The organism is Pseudomonas sp. CJQ_9, assembly GCF_043106615.1.
Lineage (GTDB): Bacteria > Pseudomonadota > Gammaproteobacteria > Pseudomonadales > Pseudomonadaceae > Aquipseudomonas > Aquipseudomonas juntendi.
Window position 1 is genome coordinate 1 of record NZ_JBICMS010000013.1, and the last position, 23,074, is coordinate 23,074.

General features: G+C 61.9%; 22 protein-coding genes and 1 pseudogene. 15 read left to right on the top strand and 8 right to left on the bottom strand.

The window, feature by feature from the left end; all coding sequences use genetic code 11:
- The first annotated feature begins 463 nt into the window (after positions 1 to 463).
- From ACF8SD_RS02085 to ACF8SD_RS02120, 8 genes are all read left to right on the top strand, one after another.
- On the top strand, positions 464 to 1,795 hold the full coding sequence (locus ACF8SD_RS02085) for an OprD family porin (RefSeq protein ID WP_054913225.1): 1,332 nt from the start codon (positions 464 to 466) through the stop codon (positions 1,793 to 1,795).
- 168 nt (positions 1,796 to 1,963) lie between these two features.
- Positions 1,964 to 2,602 (top strand): peroxiredoxin, encoded by a 639-nt coding sequence (locus tag ACF8SD_RS02090; protein ID WP_009682239.1) that lies wholly within the window; start codon positions 1,964 to 1,966, stop codon positions 2,600 to 2,602.
- Positions 2,603 to 2,833: 231 nt separating this feature from the next.
- Entirely contained in the window at positions 2,834 to 3,427 is a 594-nt protein-coding gene (ssuE, locus tag ACF8SD_RS02095) for an NADPH-dependent FMN reductase (RefSeq protein WP_029884767.1), read from the top strand.
- Between the two features lie 84 nt (positions 3,428 to 3,511).
- Entirely contained in the window at positions 3,512 to 4,477 is a 966-nt protein-coding gene (locus ACF8SD_RS02100) for a sulfonate ABC transporter substrate-binding protein (RefSeq protein ID WP_029884766.1), read from the top strand.
- Positions 4,478 to 4,536: 59 nt separating this feature from the next.
- Positions 4,537 to 5,685, top strand: coding sequence for an FMNH2-dependent alkanesulfonate monooxygenase (ssuD, locus tag ACF8SD_RS02105; protein ID WP_392484426.1), 1,149 nt, complete (start codon positions 4,537 to 4,539; stop codon positions 5,683 to 5,685).
- 10 nt (positions 5,686 to 5,695) lie between these two features.
- Positions 5,696 to 6,493 carry an aliphatic sulfonate ABC transporter permease SsuC gene (gene ssuC, locus ACF8SD_RS02110; protein WP_054913222.1) on the top strand — a complete coding sequence of 266 codons (798 nt, stop codon included), beginning with the start codon at positions 5,696 to 5,698 and terminating at the stop codon, positions 6,491 to 6,493.
- Complete coding sequence (gene ssuB / locus ACF8SD_RS02115) at positions 6,490 to 7,302, top strand: aliphatic sulfonates ABC transporter ATP-binding protein (RefSeq protein ID WP_392484427.1); 813 nt, start codon at positions 6,490 to 6,492, stop codon at positions 7,300 to 7,302. Before ssuC ends, ssuB begins: the two co-directional genes overlap by 4 nt.
- A gap of 28 nt (positions 7,303 to 7,330) precedes the next feature.
- The gene (locus ACF8SD_RS02120) at positions 7,331 to 7,546 is read left to right on the top strand and encodes a molybdopterin-binding protein (RefSeq protein WP_003255829.1); all 216 of its coding nucleotides are present in this window, start codon (positions 7,331 to 7,333) and stop codon (positions 7,544 to 7,546) included.
- A gap of 114 nt (positions 7,547 to 7,660) precedes the next feature.
- Here the strand turns inward: ACF8SD_RS02120 and ACF8SD_RS02125 are convergent, their stop codons facing one another.
- From ACF8SD_RS02125 to ACF8SD_RS02140, 4 genes are all read right to left on the bottom strand, one after another.
- Positions 7,661 to 8,293 carry a TetR/AcrR family transcriptional regulator gene (locus tag ACF8SD_RS02125; RefSeq protein ID WP_182390237.1) on the bottom strand — a complete coding sequence of 211 codons (633 nt, stop codon included), beginning with the start codon at positions 8,291 to 8,293 and terminating at the stop codon, positions 7,661 to 7,663.
- Complete coding sequence (gene gshA / locus ACF8SD_RS02130) at positions 8,293 to 9,870, bottom strand: glutamate--cysteine ligase (RefSeq protein WP_009682246.1); 1,578 nt, start codon at positions 9,868 to 9,870, stop codon at positions 8,293 to 8,295. The genes ACF8SD_RS02125 and gshA overlap by 1 nt, the downstream gene beginning before the upstream one ends.
- A gap of 153 nt (positions 9,871 to 10,023) precedes the next feature.
- On the bottom strand, positions 10,024 to 10,407 hold the full coding sequence (locus tag ACF8SD_RS02135) for a PaaI family thioesterase (RefSeq protein ID WP_009682247.1): 384 nt from the start codon (positions 10,405 to 10,407) through the stop codon (positions 10,024 to 10,026).
- Complete coding sequence (locus tag ACF8SD_RS02140) at positions 10,407 to 12,731, bottom strand: Tex family protein (RefSeq protein WP_274411362.1); 2,325 nt, start codon at positions 12,729 to 12,731, stop codon at positions 10,407 to 10,409. The genes ACF8SD_RS02135 and ACF8SD_RS02140 overlap by 1 nt, the downstream gene beginning before the upstream one ends.
- A 216-nt stretch (positions 12,732 to 12,947) precedes the next feature.
- Between ACF8SD_RS02140 and ompR the strand changes: the two genes are divergently transcribed.
- Together ompR and ACF8SD_RS02150 are read left to right on the top strand one after the other, a co-directional pair.
- Complete coding sequence (gene ompR / locus ACF8SD_RS02145; protein ID WP_009682249.1) at positions 12,948 to 13,688, top strand: two-component system response regulator OmpR; 741 nt, start codon at positions 12,948 to 12,950, stop codon at positions 13,686 to 13,688.
- 13 nt (positions 13,689 to 13,701) lie between these two features.
- Positions 13,702 to 15,015 carry an ATP-binding protein gene (locus ACF8SD_RS02150; RefSeq protein WP_173887263.1) on the top strand — a complete coding sequence of 438 codons (1,314 nt, stop codon included), beginning with the start codon at positions 13,702 to 13,704 and terminating at the stop codon, positions 15,013 to 15,015.
- Positions 15,016 to 15,127: 112 nt separating this feature from the next.
- Here the strand turns inward: ACF8SD_RS02150 and rimK are convergent, their stop codons facing one another.
- Positions 15,128 to 16,033, bottom strand: coding sequence for a 30S ribosomal protein S6--L-glutamate ligase (rimK, locus tag ACF8SD_RS02155; RefSeq protein WP_009681234.1), 906 nt, complete (start codon positions 16,031 to 16,033; stop codon positions 15,128 to 15,130).
- Positions 16,030 to 16,512, bottom strand: a complete 483-nt coding sequence (locus ACF8SD_RS02160; RefSeq protein ID WP_009681235.1) for an ATP-dependent zinc protease — start codon at positions 16,510 to 16,512, stop codon at positions 16,030 to 16,032. The genes rimK and ACF8SD_RS02160 overlap by 4 nt, the downstream gene beginning before the upstream one ends.
- A gap of 109 nt (positions 16,513 to 16,621) precedes the next feature.
- On the opposite strand from ACF8SD_RS02160, the gene ACF8SD_RS02165 reads away from it, so the two are divergent.
- Complete coding sequence (locus ACF8SD_RS02165) at positions 16,622 to 17,023, top strand: RNA-binding S4 domain-containing protein (protein WP_054913217.1); 402 nt, start codon at positions 16,622 to 16,624, stop codon at positions 17,021 to 17,023.
- 82 nt (positions 17,024 to 17,105) lie between these two features.
- On the opposite strand, the gene ACF8SD_RS02170 is transcribed toward ACF8SD_RS02165, so the two are convergent.
- The gene (locus ACF8SD_RS02170; RefSeq protein WP_173887265.1) at positions 17,106 to 17,900 is read right to left on the bottom strand and encodes a phosphatase PAP2 family protein; all 795 of its coding nucleotides are present in this window, start codon (positions 17,898 to 17,900) and stop codon (positions 17,106 to 17,108) included.
- A gap of 109 nt (positions 17,901 to 18,009) precedes the next feature.
- Between ACF8SD_RS02170 and hslO the strand changes: the two genes are divergently transcribed.
- From hslO to ACF8SD_RS02190, 4 genes and pseudogenes are all read left to right on the top strand, one after another.
- Positions 18,010 to 18,909: an Hsp33 family molecular chaperone HslO gene (hslO, locus tag ACF8SD_RS02175; RefSeq protein ID WP_054905720.1), complete on the top strand. Its 900-nt coding sequence runs from the start codon at positions 18,010 to 18,012 to the stop codon at positions 18,907 to 18,909.
- A gap of 179 nt (positions 18,910 to 19,088) precedes the next feature.
- Positions 19,089 to 20,630 carry a phosphoenolpyruvate carboxykinase gene (locus ACF8SD_RS02180; protein ID WP_392484428.1) on the top strand — a complete coding sequence of 514 codons (1,542 nt, stop codon included), beginning with the start codon at positions 19,089 to 19,091 and terminating at the stop codon, positions 20,628 to 20,630.
- A 116-nt stretch (positions 20,631 to 20,746) separates the two neighbouring features.
- Positions 20,747 to 21,356 (top strand): annotated as a pseudogene (locus ACF8SD_RS02185) (transposase).
- A gap of 509 nt (positions 21,357 to 21,865) precedes the next feature.
- Positions 21,866 to 22,306, top strand: a complete 441-nt coding sequence (locus tag ACF8SD_RS02190; protein ID WP_173887268.1) for a thioesterase family protein — start codon at positions 21,866 to 21,868, stop codon at positions 22,304 to 22,306.
- Between the two features lie 54 nt (positions 22,307 to 22,360).
- Here the strand turns inward: ACF8SD_RS02190 and ACF8SD_RS02195 are convergent, their stop codons facing one another.
- Positions 22,361 to 22,840, bottom strand: coding sequence for a glycine zipper domain-containing protein (locus ACF8SD_RS02195; RefSeq protein ID WP_392484429.1), 480 nt, complete (start codon positions 22,838 to 22,840; stop codon positions 22,361 to 22,363).
- Between the last annotated feature and the right edge of the window lie 234 nt (positions 22,841 to 23,074).

A 23,074-nucleotide genomic window follows, 5' to 3' on the forward strand; every position in this document is an offset into this window, starting at 1 on the left:
ACGATGGCTGCTGCGACGCTGAGCGTTTAGGGCCCCTTCGCGCCCCATCGCGACACAAGGCCGCTCCTACAAAGCCTGCGAAGGGTCATAACCTGGGTCAATAGCGAAATCAGATGAGCCTGCCAGGCTTCTCCGTCCCTATAGAACGTTAAGGAATTAGGTTATTAGCAAACGTTTGCAAATAGCTAAATGCTATTAGAACCCGCAGAGCTACAACGATTGGTTGCAAAGGTTCGTTACATATTCCCTAAAAATCTTAGAAATTCACAAAACGGTCATTTTGGATTTATAGGATTGTCATTATCCTGTAGCGCAGGTGGCGCCTTAGACCAAAGTCGAGAAACGTTTAGAAACGTTTGACTTACCAGTCGCACTTTGGGACTAAATCGCCAATCCACGGTGAGCGGGGCACAAGACCCTGCCGCCAGAGATACACAAAAATTAGAACGTAGAGGAGCACAGCATGTACAAGTCCAGCCTGGCCGTGGCCGTGGCACTGGGGGTTTTCGCCCAAACAGCAGGCGCTGCCGGTTTCGTTGAAGACAGCAAACTGTCCCTCAGCTCGCGCACCATGTATTTCAACAACGACAACCGCGATGGCGGTGCTGACAACCGCGAGTCGGGTCAGGGCTTCAAGCTCGACTACATTTCCGGTTTCACTGAAGGCACCGTTGGCTTTGGTGTCGATGCCCAGGCCTTGTGGGGTATCCACCTGGACGGTGGCCGTGGCAAACACCCTGACAACAGCAGCTTCTTCCCAAGCGACTCGGACGGCTCGGCCGCCAGCCAGTGGGCACGTTTTGGCGCCAACGCCAAGGCTCGCTTCTCCAAGACCGAAGTGCACTTCGGTAGCGCCCTGGCGCCAAACCTGCCGATCCTGGTAGCCAACGACGGGCGTCTGCTGCCGCAAACCTTCGAGGGTGGCACCATCCAGTCGAAGGAAATCGACAACCTGACCATCAACGCCGGTCAGCTGACCCACGCCATGGGTCGTGCGTCGAGCAACCGTACCGGCCTGTCGGTCGCTGGCGCCACTGCCGACAGCAACAAGTTCCGCTACGGCGGCCTGGACTACAAGCTCACTCCAGACCTGACCCTGCAGTACTACTACTCGAACCTGGAAGACTTCTACAAGCAGCACTTCCTGGGCGCCACGCATGTCTTCAAGATCGCCGACGACCAGTCGTTCAAGACCGACCTGCGCTACTTCGACAGCAGCAGCGACGGCAACAACGGTCACGGCGGCGGCTACAACTTCAGCAACAACGGTGGTTACGCCAAGAACACTGGCAAGGTCGACAACAAGACCTGGACCGCCATGTTCACTTACACCCTTGGTGGCCACGCGCTGATGCTCGGTCGTCAGCAAGTCAGCGATGACGGCGGTTTCGTCTGGCTGAACCAGGGCAACGTGGTTGACGGTAACGGCCGCCCTGAAGGCGCTGCCGGTTCCAGCTTCTACCTGTTCACCGACAGCATGATCAACCAGTTCGCCCGTGCCGGTGAGAACACCAACTTCGGCCAGTACTCGTATGATTTCGCCTCGCTGGGCGTTCCGGGCCTGAAGGCTTCGGTTTCCTACCTGCGCGGTGACGACATTCGCTATAAGAGCGGCCACGGCACCTACAATGAATGGGAACGTGACGCCCGCGTCGACTACACCATTCAGCAAGGTACCCTCAAAGGCCTGGGCTTCAGCCTGCGCCAGGGTGTGTACCGCGGTGGCAGCAACGAAGCCAGCGCCGACCAGGACCAGACTCGCTTCATCGTGAACTACACTTACAGCTTCCTGTAAGCCGCAGCGACACCAAAGAGCCTCGCCTAGTGCGAGGCTTTTTCATGTCTGCAGACTGTAATGTCAAAAAGCTATAAATAAATCATTATTTATTCTTTTTGTTTTTAGTCAGTTGCAGGCACAGTCAATTCACACGCTGACCACAACCCAGCCCAGGAGCCGCAGCCTATGAGCCTAAAACTCGGCGATATCGCCCCCGATTTCGAACAGGATTCCAGCGAAGGCAAGATCCGTTTCCACGAGTGGCTGGGTAACAGCTGGGGGGTGCTGTTCTCCCACCCGGCTGACTTCACCCCGGTATGCACCACTGAGCTGGGCCTGACTGCCAAGCTCAAGGACGAATTCGCCAAACGCGGAGTCAAGGCCATTGCCTTGTCGGTCGACCCGGTCGATTCGCACCACAAATGGATCGCCGACATCAACGAAACCCAGAACACCGTGGTCAATTTCCCGATCATCGCCGACGCCGACCGCAAGGTTTCAGACCTTTACGACCTGATCCATCCGAACGCCAGCGACACCCTGACCGTGCGCTCGCTGTTCGTGATCGACCCGAACAAGAAGGTGCGGCTGACCATCACCTACCCCGCCAGTACCGGGCGCAATTTCAATGAAATTCTGCGGGTGATCGACTCGCTGCAACTGACTGACAACCACAAAGTGGCCACGCCAGGTAACTGGCAAGACGGCGACGACGTGGTGATCGTGCCTTCGCTCAAGGACGAAGAAGAGATCAAGCAGCGCTTCCCCAAAGGGTACCGGGCCGTCAAACCCTACCTGCGCCTGACCCCCCAGCCTAATCGTTAACGCATTCCTCGTTGCATCGCTCTTAGCCACACAGGGATTTTCGGGCCGTTTCGACGGCCCTTTTTTAGCTGCAAGCTGCAAGCTGCAAGCTGCAAGCAAAAGCAGGTCAGCTTGCGGCTTGTAACTTGAAGCTTTAAACCAAAATGGAATAAACAAATAAAAAAATATGATTTCTAGATATATAAACTGATTGCTAATGTCACCCCCAACAGAACACAAGGAAGCGCTGCAATGTTGGTCGTCTCAATCGGTGGTAGCCCAAGTCCTCGTTCACGCTCCGGCGTGCTGCTGGAGCGTTCGCGCCAGTGGCTGCAGCATCGCGGCGTCGAAGTGGTGACGTTCCAGGTACGTGACTTCCCCGCCGAAGACCTGCTGCATGCCCGTTTCGACAGCCCGCAGGTACAGCACTTTCAGCAACTGGTGGCCCAGGCCGATGGCCTGATCGTCGCTACACCGGTTTACAAGGCATCGTTTGCCGGTGCTCTGAAAACCTTGCTCGACCTGCTGCCGGAACGCGCGTTGGCACACAAGATCGTGTTGCCGATCGCCACCGGCGGCAGCATCGCCCACATGCTGGCGGTGGATTACGCACTCAAGCCCGTGCTGTCTGCACTCAAGGCGCAAGAGACCCTGCAAGGGATCTTCGCTGACGACAGCCAAGTCGCTTACGCAGAGGGCAGCAAGCCCGCGCAACTGCTCCCCGCGCTGGAAGAACGCCTGCAGGACTCGCTGGAAACCTTCCACGTTGCTCTGGCCCGTCGGCCGCGCCCCGTGGCCCCCGGTGTACTGAACGAACGCCTGCTCAGTGCTCGTTGGAGCATCTGACCGGTTTTATCCGCTTCACCACCTTACTCGCCCGTCAACGAGGCAAGCAGGTGCAACCCGAACCCTATCGCACAGGAGAGCGCCATGCGCACAGTCTTCTTGCGTCGCGGTCTGGTCGCCCTGTTCGCGGCGGCTGTGTCCTTCGGCGCCATTACCCAAGCCCAGGCCGAGAGCCTGCGTATCGGTTATCAGAAATACGGCACCCTGGTGCTGCTCAAGGCCAAGGGCACGCTGGAGAAGCGCCTGGCCGAGCAGGGCGTACAGGTGCAGTGGACCGAGTTTCCCGGCGGCCCGCAGCTGCTTGAAGGGCTGAACGTCGGCTCGATCGATTTCGGCGTCACCGGTGAAACACCACCGGTATTCGCCCAGGCCGCCGGCGCCGACCTGCTCTATGTGGCCTATGAACCGCCCGCGCCGCACAGCGAAGCGATTCTCGTGCCCAAGGGTTCGCCGGTGCAGTCGGTGAAGGACCTCAAAGGCAAGAAAGTCGCCCTCAACAAAGGCTCCAATGTGCACTACCTGCTGGTGCGTGCACTGCAAGACGCAGGCCTTCAATACAGCGACATCCAGCCGGTTTACCTGCCGCCGGCCGACGCCCGCGCAGCCTTCGAGCGCGGCAGTGTCGACGCCTGGGTGATCTGGGACCCGTACCAGGCCGCCGCCGAGCAACAGCTGCAGGCGCGCACCCTGCGTGACGGCAAGGGCCTGGTCGACAACCATCAGTTCTATCTCGCTACCCGCAACTACGCGACCGAGCACCCAGCGGTGATCAACACCGTTATCGAGCAAGTGCGCGCCGTGGGCGAATGGTCGCAGGCCAACCCGCAGGAAGTCACCGACCAGGTGGCGCCGCTGCTCGGCTTGCCTGCCGACATCACACTTACCTCGGTCAAACGCCAAGGCTACGGCGCCGCGCCCCTGACCCCGCAGGTAGTGGCGGCGCAGCAGAAGATCGCCGACACCTTCCAGGCGCTCAAGCTGATACCCAAGCCGTTGAGCATCAAGGATGTGATCTGGACACCCCCGGCCAAGGTCGCTAGCGCGCCTTGAATGATGCGCCATGCCGGGGCACCGCCCCGGCTCGTGCCCCCCTTGAGGAGACAACTCCAATGAGTCTGAACATTTTCTGGTTCCTGCCCACCCACGGTGACGGCAAGTACCTGGGCACTGCCGATGGCGCCCGCGCGGTCGACCACGGCTACCTGCAACAGATCGCGCAAGCTGCCGACCGGCTTGGTTTTGGTGGGGTATTGATCCCGACCGGGCGCTCCTGCGAGGACTCCTGGCTGGTCGCGGCCTCGCTGATCCCCGTGACCCAGCGCCTGAAGTTTCTGGTGGCCCTGCGCCCCGGCATCATCTCGCCAACCGTGGCTGCTCGGCAGGCAGCCACCCTCGATCGCCTGTCCAACGGCCGGGCGCTGTTCAACCTGGTCACCGGCGGCGACCCTGACGAGCTGGCCGGTGACGGCCTGCACCTGAACCACCAGCAGCGCTACGAGGCGTCGGTCGAGTTCACCCGTATCTGGCGCAAGGTGCTGGAAGGCGAAAACGTCGATTATGACGGCAAGCACCTTCAGGTGAAGGGCGCCAAGCTGCTCTATCCGCCGATTCAGCAGCCCCGCCCGCCGCTGTATTTCGGCGGTTCTTCAGAAGCTGCCCAAGACCTGGCGGCTGAACAGGTCGAGTTGTACCTGACGTGGGGTGAGCCACCGGCAGCCGTGGCCGAGAAGATCGCCCAAGTGCGCAAAAAGGCCGCTGCTCAAGGCCGCGAAGTACGTTTCGGTATCCGCCTGCACGTGATCGTGCGCGAAACCAACGAAGAAGCCTGGGCCGCCGCCGACCGCCTGATTTCGCACCTGGACGATGACACCATTGCCCGTGCGCAGGCCTCGCTGGCGCGCTTCGACTCGGTGGGCCAGCAGCGCATGGCCGCCCTGCACGGCGGTAACCGCGACAACCTGGAAGTCAGCCCCAACCTGTGGGCGGGTGTTGGCCTGGTGCGTGGCGGTGCGGGTACCGCGCTGGTAGGTGATGGCCCGACCGTGGCCGCACGGGTCAAGGAATACGCCGAGCTGGGCATCGATACCTTCATCTTCTCCGGCTACCCGCACCTGGAAGAGTCGTACCGAGTGGCCGAGCTGCTGTTCCCGCACATTGACGTGAACCGCCCGGAACAACCCAAGACGGGTGGCTACGTGAGCCCGTTCGGCGAGATGGTAGCCAACGACATCCTGCCCAAGTCTGTCGCGCAGAGCTGAGGGCCAGGCCATGAGTCGTGCAACTTCCAATAACCTTGCCCAGCGGCTGGCGCCATGGGCGCTGCCGGTGCTGCTGCTGGCCGCCTGGCAGCTGGCGGTCAGCGCTGGCTGGCTGTCGACGCGCATCCTGCCGGCGCCTAGCGCCGTGGTCAGTGCTGGCGTCGAGCTGGTGCGCAGCGGTGATATCTGGACCCACCTGGCCATCAGTGGCTGGCGTGCCGGGCTGGGCTTCGTCATCGGCGGCAGCATCGGCCTGGTGCTGGGCTTCATCACGGGCCTTTCGAACTGGGGCGAGCGCCTGCTCGACAGCTCGGTGCAGATGATACGCAACGTGCCGCACCTGGCACTGATCCCGCTGGTCATCCTGTGGTTTGGTATCGATGAGTCGGCGAAGATCTTCCTGGTCGCGCTGGGCACGTTGTTCCCGATCTACCTGAACACCTACCACGGCATTCGCAATGTGGACCCGGCGCTGGTGGAAATGGCCCGCAGTTATGGGTTGTCCGGCTTCAGCCTGTTCCGCCAGGTGATCCTGCCGGGTGCGCTGCCGTCGATCCTGGTGGGCGTGCGCTTTGCCCTGGGCTTCATGTGGCTGACCCTGATCGTTGCCGAAACCATCTCGGCCAACGCCGGCATCGGCTACCTGGCCATGAACGCCCGTGAATTCCTGCAGACCGACGTGGTGGTGCTGGCCATCGTTTTGTACGCCGTGCTCGGCAAGCTCGCCGACCTCGCCGCCCGTGGCCTGGAGCGTGTGTGGTTGCGCTGGCACCCAGCCTATCAAGTGGCGAAGAAGGAGGGCGCATGACCGTGCTCAAGAAACGGCCGCCACGCCTGCTGCGTTGCATCCCGCTGGCCGCCAACGGCGTGCGCAAGGCCTTTGGCCAGCGCGAGGTATTGAAAGGTATCGACCTGCACATTCCGGCCGGCCAGTTCGTGGCCATTGTTGGCCGCAGCGGCTGCGGCAAGAGCACCTTGCTGCGTTTGCTGGCCGGGCTCGATCAGCCCAATGCCGGGCAGTTGCTGGCTGGGGCCGCGCCGCTGGACGAAGCGCGCGAAGAAACCCGCCTGATGTTCCAGGACGCACGCCTGCTGCCTTGGAAGAAGGTGATCGACAACGTGGGCCTGGGCCTGTCTGGCGACTGGCGCTCGCGAGCGCTGGATGCCCTGGAGGCGGTTGGCCTGGCCGACCGCGCCAATGAGTGGCCGGCAGCGCTCTCGGGTGGCCAGAAGCAGCGTGTGGCGCTGGCCCGGGCGCTGATCCACCAGCCGCGCCTGCTATTGCTGGACGAGCCGTTGGGCGCGCTGGATGCCCTGACCCGTATCGAGATGCAGCAACTGATCGAACGCCTGTGGCGTCAGCACGGGTTCACCGTGCTGCTGGTTACCCACGATGTCAGCGAGGCGGTTGCCGTGGCTGACCGGGTGATCCTGATCGAAGACGGCGAGGTCGGGCTCGACCTCACTGTCGACCTGGCACGGCCTCGGGCGCGTGGTTCGCACCGCCTGGCTGCGCTGGAAAGCGAAGTGCTCAACCGTGTGCTGTCGGCCCCGGGCGCTGCGCCCGAGCCGGATCCTGTAGCCCCTCTGCCCACGCAACTGCGTTGGGCGCACTGAACCCCCAGAAGCCAAAAGGAAGCCAATCATGACTATCAAAGCCATCAACGTGCGCAACCAGTTCAAAGGCACTGTGAAAGAAATCCTCGAAGGGCCGGTACTGTCGGAAATCGACGTGCAGACGGCTTCGGGCATCGTCACTTCGGTGATCACTACCCGCTCCGTGCGTGAGCTGGAGCTGCAGGTGGGCAGTGAAGTGATTGCCTTTGTGAAGTCGACGGAAGTGTCTATTGCCAAGCTGTAATGGGGCTGCTTTGCAGCCCTTCGCGGGTAAACCCGCTCCTACATTAGTCCGCAAACGCAGGCCAATGTAGGAGCGGGTTTACCCGCGAAGGGCCGCAGCGCGGCCCCAAGATCTTCAGCTGGAACGCTTGGCCAGAAACGGCGGCAGATACAACCCCAGATACGCCTCGAACACCCGCTTGCCTTCCTCGGCCATACGCGGGGTGATCGCCTCATGCAGCTGCACCGAGCGCGCATACACCCGGTCGCTCAGCTCCATGGCCAGGGCAAACACATCCACATCCAGCGGCATCACCGGCAGGTGGAAATGCTGGTCGAACAACTTGTACATCAGGTCGCCCAGTTCCATGTCGTGCTGCCGATCGGCTTGCACCACTTCACTCAGCCCGTGCTGGGCCAGAATCAGTTGCCGCGCTGCTGCATCCTGGTTGTAGATATCCAGCATGCGCTGCTCGATCAGCCGTGACAGCTCATGCCAGGTACTGAACGCCTGGCTGTCGATCGGTGCCCTCAGAGCCTCACGGAAAGCCCGGTGCACGTCGGCGGTCAACGCCTCGAGCAACGCCGGCACGCTGGCGAAGAAGTGATAGACCGACGACGGCGGAATCTGCGCACGCTCGGCCACGCTGTAGATCGACATTGCCGCCACCCCCACCTCGGCCAGCAGTTCGCGGGCAGCCGCCAGGATCGCTTCGATCCTGGCCTGGCTGCTGGCACGCGGTTTGCGCGGGGTAGCGGTACGCGTCATCAGTTGCTGATCGCCAGGATGCTGGCTTGATAGGCACCCACGAACAGGTCGAAATCACCGACTTCTTCCTGCTCCAGCTCGGCCTGCCTGGCCAGCGACTCGCGGGCCAGCGTCTCGTAGGTTTGTTGCTGCTCCTGGCTCAGCGGCTGTTCACGGAAGGTCTCGGCGTGAATACGGCTCTGGCGCAGCGAAAACTGCACGAAGCTTTCGTCATGCTCGGTCATGCGCGCCAGCACCTGGGCCGAAGGCGTCAGCGAGGCGTCATCGACCTTGGCCTGTTGCGCATCCAGCGCCTTGCTGTGGGCGTCGGTATCTTCGGCTTGGTCCAGTAGCTCGGCCAACTGTCGAATACGCTCGATCAGCTCGCCGGCCCACACCTTCAGGCTGACCGGCTGGCCGTTGCGCTGCAATTCCAGGCCCGGGCGGCGACCTTCCTTGACCACGGCCAGGAAGTTGCTGGTGCACTGGCCACACTCGGCATTGCCCAGTTGCGGGCTTTCTTCCAGGGCACAGAACAGCAGGAATGCATCGAGGAAGCGCGCCTCGGTTAGGTCGATGCCAACGGGCAGGAACGGGTTGATGTCCAGGCAGCGTACTTCCACATACTGCACGCCGCGCGAAGTCAGGGCCTGGATCGGCCGCTCGCCGGTATAGGTGACGCGCTTGGGGCGTATGTTCGAGTAGTACTCGTTTTCGATCTGCAGGATGTTGGTATTCAGTTGTACCCACTCACCGTCGACGTGCGTGCCGACCTCGACATAGGGCGGGTAGGGCGTGCCCACCGCCTTGCGCAGGCTGTCGGTGTAGCTGGCCAGGTTGTTGTAGCAAGGCGTGAGGCCCGCCTGGGCGTTGCTCTGGTAGCCCAGGTCGCTCATGCGCAGGCTGGTGGCGTAGGGCAGGTACAGGGTTTCGGCGTCCAGCTCTTCGAGCTGGTGCGGGCGGCCACGCATGAAGCCTTTATCCAGGGCCGGCGAGGCGCCAAACAGGTACATCAACAACCAGCTGTAGCGGCGGAAGTTGCGGATCAGCGCAATGTAGGCCGACGACTGATAGTCGCGGTCGGGCTCGCTGCTGCCTTCGGCAGCACGCAGCAAAGGCCACAGAGCCTCTGGCAGCGAGAAATTGTAATGGATGCCGGCGATGCACTGCATGGTGCGGCCATAGCGCAAGGCCAGGCCTTTGCGGTAGACGTGCTTGAGCTTGCCGATGTTCGAGCTGCCGTACTCGGCGATCGGGATGTCCTCTTCGGCCGGCAACGTGCATGGCATCGATGGGCTCCACAGGTACTCGTCGCCCAGCTTGCTGTAGACGAAACGGTGGGTCTGTTCGAGGCTTTCGAGCACTTTCGCCGGGTCGGCCAACGCGGGGGTGATGAATTCCAGCAGCGACTCGGAATAGTCAGTGGTGATCTGCTCGTTGGTCAGCGCCGATCCCAGTGCATCCGGGTGCGGGGTCTGGGCCAGGCGACCTTCGTCGGTCACGCGCAGGCATTCGCGCTCAATACCGTGCAGGCACTGCTTGAGCAGGGGAAGATTGGCGCCGAGCAGGCTCAGGCGGCGGTTGAGGAGTTCGCTCAAGATGTATTCCTTCACGCGTCAGTCGCCCCAATATGGGGGTAGAGATAACGGTCTACAAGGGTAGGGAGAAAGGAACTGGCGTTGTCGCCTGGTTTACGCGGGTCCAGCAGTGCCAGCGCACTGCTGAAAATACCGCAGATACTGCTTGGTGAGCTAGAGAACCGCAAAGGTTCCTTGCGCCTTGGCCACCAGTTTGTCGCCCTGGACTACGTCGGCGTCGACCACCAGGGTACGCCGCCCGGCATGCAGCACGCGGGCGGTGCACAGGACCTCACCGTCACTGACGGCGCGCATGTAGTTGATCTTGCATTCGATGGTGACGCTTTGCTGGTCAAAGCCATGGTTGGCCGAACAGGCCAGACCCATGGCGATATCCACCAGGCTGAAAATAGCCCCGCCGTGCAGCTTCTGGCCACGGTTGCGCAACTGCGGCTGCAGCGCCAGGGCGACCTCGGCAACGCCGGGCTCCAGGCGTTGCAGGCGGCAGCCAAGGAGCTGGCTGAAGGCGCTTTCGACATATTCGCGTGGTATGTCCATCACTTCTTCTTCAGTTGCTTGGCGTTGGCGAACAGCGCGGCCATGGCGTTGTTGGCCGGGGCCGCGGTAGCGGTTTCACGTTGGCGCGGCGCCTGTTGCTGGCGGTTGCCTGCCGGGCCACGGTTACCGCCGCGGTTGCCGTCGACCTTTTCGCCCGGGGTGTCGCTCATGCGCATCGACAAGCCCACGCGCTTGCGCGGGATGTCCACCTCCATGACCTTGACCTTGACCACGTCGCCGGCCTTGACCGCCTCGCGCGGGTCCTTGACGAACTTCTCCGACAGCGCCGAGATATGCACCAGGCCGTCCTGGTGTACGCCGATATCGACGAAGGCACCGAAGTTAGTGACGTTGGTCACCACGCCTTCGAGGATCATGCCTGGCTCCAGGTCCTTGAGGTCTTCGACGCCATCCTGGAAGGTGGCGGTCTTGAATTCCGGGCGGGGGTCGCGGCCGGGTTTGTCCAGCTCCTGCAGGATGTCGGTCACGGTCGGCAGGCCGAAGGTTTCGTCGGTGAAACGCTTGGGGTCCAGGCGCTTGAGGAAGCTGCTGTCGCCGATCAGCGAGCGAATGTCGCGGTCGGTATCGGCGGCGATGCGCTGTACCAGGGGGTAGGCTTCGGGGTGAACCGCCGAGGCGTCCAGCGGGTTGTCGCCGTTCATCACCCGCAGGAAGCCGGCAGCCTGCTCGAAGGTTTTCTCGCCCAGGCGGCTGACCTTTTTCAGCGCCGCGCGGGTGGCGAACGGGCCGTTGGCGTCGCGGTGCGCGACAATGTTCTGTGCCAGCGTGGCGTTAAGCCCGGAGATGCGCGTCAGCAGCGCCACCGAGGCGGTATTCACATCCACGCCCACGGCGTTCACGCAGTCCTCGACCACGGCGTCCAGGCCACGGGCCAGCTTCAACTGCGAGACGTCGTGCTGGTACTGGCCGACGCCGATGGATTTCGGGTCGATCTTCACCAGTTCAGCCAACGGATCCTGCAGGCGGCGGGCAATCGATACGGCGCCGCGGATCGATACGTCCAGGTCCGGGAATTCGCGGGCGGCCAGTTCCGATGCCGAGTACACCGACGCGCCGGCTTCGGAGACCATGACCTTGGTGATTTTCAGGGCTGGATATTTCTTGACCAGTTCGGCGACCAGCTTGTCGCTTTCGCGGCTGGCGGTACCGTTGCCGATGGCAATCAGCTCCACCGAGTGCTTGGCGCACAGCGCGGCCATGATGGCGATGGTCCGGTCCCAGTCGTTTTTCGGGGCGTGCGGGTAGACCGTGGTGTGGTCCAGCAGCTTGCCGGTGGCGTCGACCACGGCGATCTTGCAGCCAGTGCGCAGGCCAGGGTCGAAGCCCAGTGTGGCGCGCGGGCCGGCCGGGGCCGCCAGCAGCAGGTCGTGCAGGTTGTGGGCGAACACGTTGATCGCCTCGCCTTCGGCGTTGTCGCGCAGTTCGCCGAACAGGTCGGTTTCCAGGTGGGTGTAGAGCTTGACCTTCCAGGTCCAGCGCACCACTTCAGCCAGCCATTTGTCGGCCGGGCGGCTGCGGTTCTCGATGCCGACGTGGTTGCTGATCATCAGCTCGCACGGGTGCAGGGTACCCGGCAGTTCTTCACCGACTTTCAGCGAAGCGCTCAGCACGCCCTCGTTGCGCCCGCGAAAAATTGCCAGGGCGCGGTGCGAAGGGGCGGTGCGCAACAGCTCGTCATGGGCGAAGTAGTCGCGGAACTTGGCGCCTTCCTCTTCCTTGCCGGCCACCACCCGGGCACTGAGCACGGCTTCCTGCTTGAGGAAGCTGCGCAGTTTGTCGAGCAACGCGGCGTCTTCGGCAAAGCGCTCCATGAGGATGTACTTGGCGCCTTCCAGGGCGGCCTTCACGTCGGCCACGCCCTTGTCGGCATCGACGAAGCGTGCCGCTTCGCTTTCCGGGGTCAGTGACGGGTCGTTGAACAGGCCGTCGGCCAGCTCGCCGAGGCCGGCTTCGAGGGCGATCTGGCCCTTGGTGCGGCGCTTCTGCTTGTAAGGCAGGTACAGGTCTTCGAGGCGGGTCTTGGTGTCAGCCAGCTTGATTTCGCGGGCCAGTTCCGGGGTCAGCTTGCCCTGTTCCTCGATGCTGGACAGGATACTGGCGCGGCGTTCGTCGAGTTCGCGCAGGTAGCGCAGGCGCTCTTCCAGATGGCGCAGCTGGGTGTCGTCCAGGCTACCGGTCACTTCCTTGCGGTAACGGGCGATGAAAGGCACGGTCGAGCCTTCGTCCAACAGGCCCACGGCCGCCTCGACCTGCTGGGGGCGTACGCCCAGTTCCTCGGCGATACGGCTGTTGATGCTGTCCATGTAAACCACCTGACATTTGTGAATACGGGGGTCGCCTATGGGCTTTCGCCCGGCGGCGCAGGATGAAAGCGGCGCATTATACCCATCGCAAACCGCTTGCGGTGATGGCGCCCGGCCAGTCGGAACTGGCGCCCGGGGAAAAATCTGCTAACAATGCTCACGGCACGCGTTGCAATGGCTACGCCATAATGCGCGGCGATCTCAGAGGAGTTATTCATGACCGGCACGCCGAACACCGCAGAAGGTGAAAAGATTCTCATCGTCGACGACGATCCGGGGCTGAGCAGCCTGCTGGAACGTTTCTTCACCAGCAAAGGCTACCGAGCCCGCGCGGTGCCCAACACCGAACAGATGGACCGCCTGCTCTCCCGCGAGGTGTTCAACCTGGTGGTGCTGGACCTGATGCTGCCAGGCGAAGACGGCCTGTCGGCGTGCAAGCGCCTGCGCCAGCACAACAACCAGATCCCGATCATCATGCTCACTGCCAAGGGTGACGAGCTCAGCCGCATCAAGGGCCTGGAGCTGGGGGCCGATGACTACCTGGGCAAGCCGTTCAACCCGGACGAGCTGATGGCCCGGGTCAAGGCCGTGCTGCGCCGCCAGGCACCCACCGTGCCAGGGGCACCGGGTAGCGAAGACGAGTCGGTCACCTTCGGCGACTACGAGTTGTCGCTGGCCACCCGCGAACTCAAGCGTGGCGACGAAGTGCACATGCTCACGACCGGTGAGTTCGCCGTGCTCAAGGCGCTGGTCATGCATGCCCGCGAGCCGCTGACCCGCGACAAGCTGATGAACCTGGCCCGTGGCCGTGAATGGGATGCCCTGGAGCGCTCCATCGACGTTCAGATTTCGCGCCTGCGGCGCATGATCGAGCCCGACCCGTCCAAGCCCCGCTACATCCAGACCGTGTGGGGCGTAGGCTACGTGTTCGTGCCGGACGGAAACGCCGGAAAGTGATGCCTGACCGTCGATGAAAACACCGCTCTGGTTTCCGCAAAGCTTCTTCGCTCGCACCCTGTGGCTGGTGTTGATCGTTGTCCTGTTCTCCAAGGCCCTGACCCTGGTCTACCTGCTGATGAACGAGGACGTACTGGTCGACCGGCAGTACAGCCACGGTGTGGCGCTGACTTTGCGCGCGTATTGGGCTGCCGACGAAGAAAACCGCGACAAGATCGCCGAGGCGGCAGGCCTCATTCGTGTGACCGGCTCGGGCGTGCCCGAAGGCGAGCAGCACTGGCCCTACAGCGAAATCTACCAACGCCAGATGCAGGCCGAGCTGGGCGAGGACACCGAAGTACGCCTGCGCATTCATGCGCCGCCGGCGCTGTGGGTAAACGCGCCGAGCCTGGGCCCGGGCTGGTTGAAGGTGCCGTTGTACCCGCACCCGCTACGCGGGCAGAAAATCTGGAACGTGCTGGGCTGGTTCCTGGCCATTGGCCTGTTGTCCACCGCTTCGGCGTGGATCTTCGTGCGGCAGTTGAACCAGCCGCTCAAGCGCCTGGTGTTCGCCGCCCGCCAGCTGGGCCAGGGGCGCAGCGTGCGGTTGCCGATCAGCGACACCCCCAGCGAGATGACCGAGGTGTACAAGGCCTTCAACCAGATGGCCGAAGACGTCGAGCAGGCCGGGCGCGAACGCGAGCTGATGCTGGCCGGGGTCTCGCATGACTTGCGTACACCGCTCACGCGCCTGCGTTTGTCGTTGTCGTTGCTCAACAGCGACAACGACCTGAGCGACGATATGGTCCGTGATATCGAAGACATGGACGCGATTCTCGACCAGTTCCTGGCGTTCATCCGTGATGGCCGGGACGAGCCGGTCGAAGAGGTCGACCTGGCGGATCTGGTGCGCGAGGTGGTCGCCCCCTACAACCAGCCGGAAGAACGTGTGCGTCTGTGCCTGGAGCCGATCCCGCCGTTCCCGCTGCGCCGCGTGTCGCTCAAGCGCATGTTGGGCAACCTGATCGGCAACGCCTTGCACCACGCAGGCAAAGGGGTCGAGGTGGCAGCCTATGTCTCGGGTGACGAAAGTGCGCCGTACGTGGTGCTGAGTGTGCTGGACCGCGGTACCGGCATTGATGAGTCGGAGCTGGAGACCATCTTCAACCCGTTCATCCGGGGTGACCGGGCGCGGGGTGGCAAGGGGACCGGGCTGGGGTTGGCCATCGTCAAGCGTATTGCGGCGCAGCATGGCGGCAATGTCGAGCTGCGCAACCGGTCCGGCGGCGGTATCGAGGCACGGGTGCGGTTGCCGTTGGGGCTGTTGCTGCCGCGTAACGCCGTTTGAACTTGGTTGGCTGGCCGGCCCCTATCGCCGGCAAGCCAGCTCCCACAGATCATGCACAAAGTCTGAAAACTGTGCAGTACCTGTGGGCTTGCCGGCGCTAGGGCCGGGTGAATCAGCCTTTCCCCTTGGTCCGGGTCTGATTCGGCCCGCCATTCTTCTCCAGGTGCTCGATGATCATCCCGGCCACGTTCTTGCCAGTGGTCACTTCAATGCCTTCCAGGCCTGGCGATGAATTCACCTCCATCACCAACGGCCCATGGTTGGAGCGCAGGATATCCACGCCCGCGACACTCAAACCCATCACCTTGGCTGCGCGAATCGCGGTGATGCGCTCTTCGGGGGTGATCTTGATCAGGCTGGCGACCCCGCCACGGTGCAGATTGGAACGAAACTCACCAGGCTTGGCCTGGCGTTTCATCGAGGCAATCACCTTGTCCCCCACCACGAAGCAGCGGATATCCGCACCGCCGGCCTCCTTGATGTACTCCTGCACCATGATGTTCTGCTTCAGGCCCATGAACGCCTCGATCACCGACTCGGCTGCCTGCGGGGTTTCGCACAGCACCACGCCGATACCCTGCGTGCCTTCCAGCACCTTGATCACCAGGGGGGCACCGTTGACCATGCGGATCAGGTCGGGGATATCGTCGGGCGAGTGGGCGAAACCGGTGATCGGCAGGCCAATGCCGCGCCGTGACAACAGCTGCAGCGAGCGCAGCTTGTCGCGCGAGCGGGCGATAGCCACCGACTCGTTGAGCGGGTACACGCCCATCATTTCGAACTGGCGCAGCACCGCACAGCCGTAGAAGGTTACCGAGGCGCCAATCCGCGGGATCACGGCATCGAAACCTTCCAGCGGCTTGCCGCGGTAGTGGATCTGCGGCTTGTGGCTGGCAATGTTCATGTAGGCCCGCAAGGTATCGATCACCACCATTTCGTGGCCACGCTGAGTACCGGCTTCGACCAGGCGGCGGGTGGAATACAGACGCGGATTGCGCGACAGCACAGCGATCTTCATGCAGCACCTGTGACAGGGGAAAGGGTGGCCGGGAAGGCCGGTTTGTCTTGCACGTACTTTACGCCTGGGTTGACCACCAGCTGGCCCTGCACCAGGGCTTTTGAGCCGAGCAGCAGGCGGTAGCGCATGCTCTTGCGGCAGGCCAGGGTGAATTCCACCTCCCACACGCGGTCACCCAACGCCAGTGGCGTACGAATGACATAACGGGTCTGGGCATGCCCGTTAGAGCTGCGGATGATCTTTCTGTTCACCAAGGGTGCTTCGCAGCGGCGATGGCGCAGTTGCACCACCGTGCCCAGGTGCGCGGTGAAGCGCACCCAGGGTTGGCCATTACGCTCGAAGGGTTCGATATCGGTGGCGTGCAGGCTGGAGGTACTGGCGCCGGTGTCGATCTTGGCGCGCAGCCCGGCCACACCGAGGTCGGGCAAGGCGACCCACTCACGCAGGCCGATCACAGTCAAATGGTCAAATGTCTTCACTAAGCACACCCTGCGAATGAGGTGGTGAACTGTAAGCACGGCGGGGACTTTTTGCATCCGTAAGTGAAGGTAGTACAGTTCGATGAAAGACAGAATCCGAGGAAACGCAATGGCACAAAAAGCCGAAGACGACGATAAGGTGCGCCTGGACAAATGGCTGTGGGCGGCGCGTTTCTACAAAACGCGGGCGTTGGCCAAGGCCGCGATCGAGAGCGGCAAGGTGCATTGCCGGGGCGAGCGTTGCAAGCCGGGCAAGGAGCCGCGCGTGGGCGACGAATTCGTGCTGCGAACCGGCTTCGATGAGCGCACCGTGGTGGTGAAGGCGTTGTCGGTGGTGCGGCGGGGGGCGCCCGAGGCGCAGACGCTGTATGAAGAGACTGAAGAGAGTGTGCGGCGCAGGGAGCAGGCAGCCGAAATGCGCAAGGCAGGGGCGATGGGGGTAACTACCGATGGTCGGCCGAACAAGAAGCAGCGGCGGCAGATTCACCAGCTGCATGGGAACTTCGAATAACCGGGGCCGCTTCTACAAGGGTGCACGCAGTGCTGTAGGAGCGGCCTCGTGCCGCGATGGGCTGCGCAGCAGCCTCAGGGGGCTAGCGGACTACCGCCAACCGCCCGACCAACGGCAATTTTGCAGCAATCGAGAACAACGGCGCCGTCCAGCGCATCAGTGCCGCGCTACCCTTGGCCGCCAACGGCGTGTAATAGCTCCAGCCCAACGCCAGCACTGCCATCAGCAACCCGCCGATGTAGTCATCCTGCCCCCAGTGCGCGCCGGCCACCAGGCGCGGCAGCATGAACAGCACCGCCAGCGCCCAGATCACCACGAACTGCACCAGGCGGCGGCTGAACACGCTCATGAACAATGCCCAGATCAACAACACCGAGGCGTGGTCGCCGGGGAAACTCTTGCTGGAGCGGTCCTTCAGCTCCCACTTGGCTTCCAGGTGGGGGTAGTAGTCGCTCAGGTGCACCACGTCGGCGAACATCATCGAGGGGCTCTTGTGTTGCCAGCCCGCGGCATCCACCCACTTGGAAAACAGCGCGCGAATCACCACTAAGAGAAGCAGCGTGACCAGAAAGCCAAAAAACGCCTGGCGAACCTGTGCTGCCTTGAACACCCAATCACCGCGAATCAGCAGTGCCAGCAGGATCAGGCCGACCACGATGTCGAACGGGCGCATGCTGCCCACGGTCCAGATATAGCGCCAGGTGGTGTTGTCAGCCAACGGTGCATTGAGGCTGCGGAAAAGCCACTCGTCGAAAGTCAGGCACAGGATCTGGCCAAAAGGCCATAACCAGAAACACAGTAGAGCGATCGGCAGCAGCGTGCAGGCTGCCAGCGGTCCCCAGGACCACCTTGCTTGGAACAGTGGTCGATTATCCATAAGATACCTCTATCTCCTATAAGGGAAACGAGCGCCTGAAGGCGCTCTGCGATGGGATTACTGATTCCCTTTCATTATTTTGTCATCATTTTCAGATAGCCAGACAACCATGAGCGACTTGCCAGAAAAAGATTTCACCCAACGTTTCATCTTCGACGAGCGCGATGTGCGCGGCGAGTGGGTGTCTCTCGATGACAGCTACGCTGCAGTGCTGGCGCGTCATGAATACCCACAGCCGGTGCAAACCCTGCTTGGCGAGCTGATGGCCGCCACCGCTTTGCTGGTCGGTGCCTTGAAGTTCGACGGCCTGCTGATACTGCAGGCGCGCTCCGCCGGGCCGATCCCGCTGCTGATGGTCGAATGCTCCGGTGACCGTGACATCCGCGGCATGGCCAGATATGAAGCGGATCAGATCCCGGCCGACGCCAGCCTGGCGCAGCTGATGCCCGACGGCCACCTGACCCTGACAATCGACCCGGTCAAGGGCCAGCGTTACCAAGGGACTGTCGACCTCGATGGTGCCAACCTCTCGGAGTGCTTCACCAATTACTTCGTTCAGTCCCAGCAGTTGAACACGCGGTTCTGGCTGAATGCCGAAGCTGGCAAGGCGCGCGGCCTGCTGCTGCAGCAACTGCCACGCGATCGCCAGCCGGACGATGAAGAGCGCGAAGACAGCTGGCAGCACGTGGTTGCCCTGGCCCAAACCCTCAAGCCGCAAGAGTGGGCAGAAGCCAATGAAACCCTGCTGCACCGCCTGTACCACGAAGATGCCGTGCGCCTGTTCGATGAACAGCCGCTGCGCTTCAAATGCAGCTGCTCACGCGAACGTTCCGGCAATGCCCTGGTCAGCTTGGGTGAGCATGACGCCAAGGCACTGGTGCAAGAGTGCGGCGGGCAGGTAGAAATCGATTGCCAGTTCTGCAACCAGCGCTATTTCTTCGACGCCAGCGATGTGGCGCAACTGTTTGCCGGCGGCGGCACGGACGTAGCCTCAGAAACTCGCCACTGAAACGTTTAAGCTCAGGAAAATCTCCTGTCGAATTGCGCAAAAACGCAGTTCTGACAGGAGGGGCCTACTTTTTTTGGGCTTTTCTGGCATAATCCGGCCACTTTTTTCGCTGTAGTAGTTTTTTCGAAACAACTACAAAACGTTTGGAGCACTCGGCCTCGGGCCGGATGGGGTATCTCATGACGCAAGCCAATAACACCGTGTACACCGACCTGAGCGTCGATGAGCTGGTAAAAGAAGCGCTGCAACGCGGTGAAGGTGTACTAGCCGATACCGGCGCGCTGGTCGTGGAGACCGGTCACCGTACTGGCCGTTCGCCGGCTGACCGTTTCATCGTCGAAGAGCCTTCCACCCAGGACGCCATCGCCTGGGGCCCGATCAACCGCAAGTTCCCGGCCGACAAGTTCGATGCCCTGTGGGACCGCGTCGAGGCGTTCAACAACGCCCAGGATCACTTCGTTTCCTACGTTCACGTAGGGGCTGCCGCCGAGCACTACCTGCCGGTGAAAATGACCACCCAGACTGCCTGGCAGAACCTGTTCGGCCGTTGCCTGTTCATCAACCCTGAGCAGTACAACCCGGTGGGTCGCGGCGAGTGGCAGGTGCTCAACGTGGCAAACTTCGAGTGCGTACCTGAGCGTGATGGCACCAACTCCGACGGTTGCGTGATCATCAACTTCGCGCAGAAAAAAGTGCTGATCGCCGGCATGCGCTACGCCGGTGAAATGAAGAAAGCCATGTTCTCGGTGCAGAACTTCCTGCTGCCGGCTGCCGACGTGCTGCCAATGCACTGCGCGGCCAACATCGGCGAAGCAGGCGATGTAACCCTGTTCTTCGGCCTGTCCGGCACCGGAAAAACCACCCTGTCGGCCGACGAAAGCCGTTACCTGATCGGTGACGACGAGCACGGTTGGGGCGAAGGCGTTGTCTTCAACATCGAAGGCGGCTGCTATGCCAAGTGCATCGACCTGTCCGAGAAGAACGAGCCGGTCATCTGGAAAGCCATCAAGCACGGTGCGGTGCTGGAGAACGTCGTCCTCGACGCCAACAAGCACGCTGACTACACCGATGTCAGCCTGACCCAGAACAGCCGTGCGGCCTACCCGCTGGAGCACGTTGCCAAGCGTTCGGAAAAGAACCTGGGCGGTGAGCCAAACGCAGTGATCTTCCTGACCTGCGACCTGACCGGTGTTCTGCCTCCGGTGTCGATCCTGAACAACGAACAGGCTGCCTACCACTTCCTGTCCGGTTACACCGCGCTGGTCGGCTCCACCGAAATGGGCTCGGGCGGCGGCATCAAGTCGACCTTCTCGACCTGCTTCGGTGCACCGTTCTTCCCACGCCCGGCTGGCGAGTACGCCGAGCTGCTGATCAAGCGTATCAAGGGCTTCAACTCCAAGGTCTACCTGGTCAACACCGGCTGGACCGGTGGTGGCTACGGCGTTGGCAAGCGCTTCAGCATTCCGACCACCCGCGCGGTGATCGCTGCCATCCAGAGCGGCGTGCTGGTCGGTGCTGAAACCGAGCACCTGGACATCATCAACCTGGACGTACCGAAGGCCGTCCCAGGCGTTGATACCGAATTGCTCAACCCGCGTACCAACTGGGCTGACAAAGCTGCCTACGACGAGGCTGCCAAAGGCCTGGCCAAGCTGTTCATCGAGAACTTCAAGAAGTTTGAAGTTTCCGACGCCATCAAGGCCGCTGGTCCGCAGCTGTAAGCTGCAACCAGCCGCAATGAGAAAGCCGCCAGCAGTGGCGGCTAATGAGATGGTCACCCCGACACCCTGCGAGGGCTACGCTTTCGCAGGGTGTTTTCATTCTGGAGGCCATCATCATGAGCGATTTGCCACTGGTCGGTATCGACCTCGGCAAACACACATTTCATCTCCACGGCCAAGATAAGCCCGGCCGGGAGCTGTTTCGCAAGAAGCTCTCACGACAGCAAATGATGCGGTTCTTCGCCAACCTGCCAGCGTGCACCGTGGTGATGGAAGCGTGCGCCGGCGCACATTTCGTCGCTCGTGAGCTGACCGCTCTGGGACATCAGGCCAAGCTGATCTCTCCTCAGTTCGTTCGTCTGTCTGGACGAGCAGATCAAGGCGCTGGATAAAGAGTTGATTGGCCAGCTGGCCGACGATGATCTAGGGCGTCGTTTGTTGAGCATGCCCTGTGTCGGGCCGATCACCGCCAGCCTGCTGGCTGTGGAAATAGGCGATGGCCAGCAATACGGCTGCAGTCGCGATTTTGCCGCTTCTCTAGGCTTGGTGCCCAGGCCGTACAGCACTGGCGGCAAAGCTAACTTGCTAGGGATCAGCAAGCAGAAGGGGGCTCTGGCGGACTGGGTGCGAGCGCTTATGACGCGACGACACTCAAACGTGGTCGCCGGTGCGCTGGCCAATAAATTCGCCCGCATAGCTTGGGCGATTTCTGCTCATCACACCTAATACGAAACAGGGCCAGGCGCTTTGAACGCCTGACCCTGTGGTTGTTGCTGTACCACGATTCACCTTTCAGGTTTTGCGATAGCTGAGCAATAGATGAAATAAACGGCCTACCGGCCTGGCGAGGATCCTGACATAAAAATCGGCTTTCGAAGCCGAGCGGCTTTTAAGGATCGTCAGGCGCGGCTCTCATCGTGGCGCGGGCTTGCCCCAATTTGACGCCGGATAGATTTAAGCAAGCCATCCATTTCATCCGTTAATCAGTATTGCAAAAAATGGGGTGACCATAGATTTTTTGTTGTCCGGCTGATGCAATGCCTTGTAGGAGCGGCCTTGTGTCGCGATGGGCCGCAGAGCGGCCCCGGGATTTTAGCGTCACTGCATAAATTGTCGGGGCCGCTTTGCGGCCCATCGCGACACAAGGCCGCTCCTACAGGGTGAGGCGCAGGCAGCGAGAACCTGGTTTTTCTGTTTCACTGTCAGCATCCATTGCGAAGACAAGAGTCAGCCAGATGACCGAATCCCCTCAGCGCACTGCCTTCTCCCACTTTCACCCGATTCTCACCCGCCCGCAGGACAACGACCTGAACGGCCATATCGCCGGGGCCACGGTGCACGGCTTCTTCGAAGCGGCGATCCAGGCGTTCCTTGTCGAGCAGGCCGAGTTGGACCTGCGTGACGGCGAACTGGCGGCTTTTGTGGTCAGTTCGGCAGCAGATTTCTATGCATTGCCGGGCTTCCCGGATGTGCTGGAAGTTGGGCTGGGCGTAACGCGCCTGGCGGGCAGTACGGTGGAGTACCGCCTGGCGTTGTATCGCCCAGGTGAGCCCGAGGCCTGTGCGGCGGGCACGGTGGTGCAAGTCTTCATCGAGCGTGTCAGGGGCCGGCCTGTGGCGTTGCCAGAGGCGCTTCAGGTGATTCTTTCCGGCTTGGTGCTGGAACAACACGCATAAAAAAACCCGCCGGGAGGGGCGGGGTTTTTGTTGCCGGGGCAGGGCCCTCAGGCGTTAGTCGCGCCAGTGGCGCTTGTGCTTGCGGTGGCCGTAGTGATGGCCGCGGTCGTAGTGGCGACGGTCATCGTAGCCACGGCGGTAGCGACGGTCGTCATGGCGCTCATCGTCGTCGGCCTTGTTGCCCAGGTAGTTACCCAGCGCACCGCCAGCACCGCCGCCGGCGGCTGCACCGATGTAGCTACCAGTAGTGCCGCCTACCGAGCGACCCACCACGTTACCGCCTGCCGCGCCCAGGGCACCGCCAATAGCGGCTTCACCGCGCTGGCGCTTGTCGGCACCCAACGCACCGCCGGCCGCACCGCCCAGGCCAGCACCAATGGCGCCGCCAGTGCTACCGCCGATGGAGTTACCGACAACGGAGCCCAGTACCCCACCCAATGCGCCGCCAATGCCGGCCTCGGTGGTGCCGCCTGCCATGGCAACGCCGCTGAGCAAGCTGAAAGACAACAACAAAATCGAGGAGTACTTCTTCATCAAGAGAGCCTCATAAGGATGACGAGGCGAATTTGAGGCTAAGCGAGGTGGCTGGCAACGGAAATCCGACGAGTAACACGAGTTGTACACAATTCTCTAAGTCACTGTATTTGTTGTGAAACTTAAACCGCTTTCGGCTGTCTGAGATCTTTATGGCAAAAGCCCTGAACCTTGCGGAACAGGGCTTTTTTCGTTTTTGGAGCCTCTGGCCTGTTCGGGGCTGAAGCCGCTCCG

Coding starts and splice junctions, on each gene's coding strand:
- ACF8SD_RS02085 (WP_054913225.1), top strand. CDS start 464: ATGTACAAGTCCAGCCTGGCCGTGGCCGTGGCACTGGGGGTTTTCGCC.
- ACF8SD_RS02090 (WP_009682239.1), top strand. CDS start 1,964: ATGAGCCTAAAACTCGGCGATATCGCCCCCGATTTCGAACAGGATTCC.
- ssuE (WP_029884767.1), top strand. CDS start 2,834: ATGTTGGTCGTCTCAATCGGTGGTAGCCCAAGTCCTCGTTCACGCTCC.
- ACF8SD_RS02100 (WP_029884766.1), top strand. CDS start 3,512: ATGCGCACAGTCTTCTTGCGTCGCGGTCTGGTCGCCCTGTTCGCGGCG.
- ssuD (WP_392484426.1), top strand. CDS start 4,537: ATGAGTCTGAACATTTTCTGGTTCCTGCCCACCCACGGTGACGGCAAG.
- ssuC (WP_054913222.1), top strand. CDS start 5,696: ATGAGTCGTGCAACTTCCAATAACCTTGCCCAGCGGCTGGCGCCATGG.
- ssuB (WP_392484427.1), top strand. CDS start 6,490: ATGACCGTGCTCAAGAAACGGCCGCCACGCCTGCTGCGTTGCATCCCG.
- ACF8SD_RS02120 (WP_003255829.1), top strand. CDS start 7,331: ATGACTATCAAAGCCATCAACGTGCGCAACCAGTTCAAAGGCACTGTG.
- ACF8SD_RS02125 (WP_182390237.1), bottom strand. CDS start 8,293: ATGACGCGTACCGCTACCCCGCGCAAACCGCGTGCCAGCAGCCAGGCC.
- ACF8SD_RS02135 (WP_009682247.1), bottom strand. CDS start 10,407: ATGGACATACCACGCGAATATGTCGAAAGCGCCTTCAGCCAGCTCCTT.
- ACF8SD_RS02140 (WP_274411362.1), bottom strand. CDS start 12,731: ATGGACAGCATCAACAGCCGTATCGCCGAGGAACTGGGCGTACGCCCC.
- ompR (WP_009682249.1), top strand. CDS start 12,948: ATGACCGGCACGCCGAACACCGCAGAAGGTGAAAAGATTCTCATCGTC.
- ACF8SD_RS02150 (WP_173887263.1), top strand. CDS start 13,702: ATGAAAACACCGCTCTGGTTTCCGCAAAGCTTCTTCGCTCGCACCCTG.
- rimK (WP_009681234.1), bottom strand. CDS start 16,033: ATGAAGATCGCTGTGCTGTCGCGCAATCCGCGTCTGTATTCCACCCGC.
- ACF8SD_RS02165 (WP_054913217.1), top strand. CDS start 16,622: ATGGCACAAAAAGCCGAAGACGACGATAAGGTGCGCCTGGACAAATGG.
- ACF8SD_RS02170 (WP_173887265.1), bottom strand. CDS start 17,900: ATGGATAATCGACCACTGTTCCAAGCAAGGTGGTCCTGGGGACCGCTG.
- hslO (WP_054905720.1), top strand. CDS start 18,010: ATGAGCGACTTGCCAGAAAAAGATTTCACCCAACGTTTCATCTTCGAC.
- ACF8SD_RS02180 (WP_392484428.1), top strand. CDS start 19,089: ATGACGCAAGCCAATAACACCGTGTACACCGACCTGAGCGTCGATGAG.
- ACF8SD_RS02190 (WP_173887268.1), top strand. CDS start 21,866: ATGACCGAATCCCCTCAGCGCACTGCCTTCTCCCACTTTCACCCGATT.
- ACF8SD_RS02195 (WP_392484429.1), bottom strand. CDS start 22,840: ATGAAGAAGTACTCCTCGATTTTGTTGTTGTCTTTCAGCTTGCTCAGC.